We start from the raw sequence: 788 nt of genomic DNA on the forward strand, positions 1-788 counted from the left end.
TTGCATCTCACCCCTGGGGAAAGTATAAGCGTGGTATTCGAGCCTGGCTGAGGAATGGTGAGCGGGAAAATATAGGGGGGCTTCTTGGTCCGATACGCTATCTTGGCGCGAGGGGTATTTATAAATGGGTTGGGTGTAATCATGTGCGGATTGTGGATTTAAAGGACTCCGCTCGCACCGAGCCGCATTTCGTTGTCGATTCTTCCCGAAACGCCATTAGTCCGCAGATCGGCAGCGCGTTCCGAATGTTCATAGTCCATTTGCGGCGCGGAACGTTGTCGCATTCCTCCCCTAAAAATGTGACAGCCGATTGCAGAGCATGGCTGCATGAGCATTCATGCAACCACCATGCTGGCCGCATACCTGCAGGCCGAAACCGATGTCCTCCTCGGCAAGGAAGCGCGCCTCGGCGACCGCGTCTTCCGCAGTGAAGATCTGTCCGAGATCCGCGCTGGCCGCAGGGAGTGGGAAGATCGCGTCCGCGCCGAAGGCGCTCGCGCGTCTGGTGCGCCGACCATTGGCGGCTTGCGCTTCTCGGTCGCGCGCCTCGATCGATGACCGCCCGCCTCAATCCCGTCGACCGCCTTCTTGCGTGGTTCGACCCACAGCGTGGCTTGAGCCGCCTGCGCAGCCGAACGMTGTTGGCCCACTACGAGGCCGCGCGTCCGAGTCCTCAGCGCAAGTTCCGGCGTGATGGCGGCTCGCCCAATCAGCTAGCGCAGCAGGGCGCGGTGCCACTGCGCAATCAGATGCGCTATCTCGACCGCAATCACGACCTGGTCGTCGGG

1 protein-coding gene and 1 pseudogene are annotated in these 788 nt (G+C 61.1%); both read left to right on the forward strand.

What is annotated here, in order from left to right:
• Positions 1 to 327: 327 nt before the first annotated feature.
• On the forward strand, positions 328 to 558 hold the full coding sequence (locus AC1D15_RS35295; RefSeq protein ID WP_477829750.1) for a DUF6148 family protein: 231 nt from the start codon (positions 328 to 330) through the stop codon (positions 556 to 558).
• Positions 555 to 788: pseudogene (locus AC1D15_RS35300) on the forward strand (phage portal protein); the annotation flags it as partial. The gene AC1D15_RS35295 and the pseudogene AC1D15_RS35300, both read left to right, overlap by 4 nt.

It is taken from the genome of Rhizobacter sp. P2_H2 (assembly GCF_056403375.1).

Excerpts from the sequence above, each read along its gene's own strand:
- AC1D15_RS35295 (WP_477829750.1), top strand. The coding sequence starts at position 328 with ATGAGCATTCATGCAACCACCATGCTGGCCGCATACCTGCAGGCCGAA.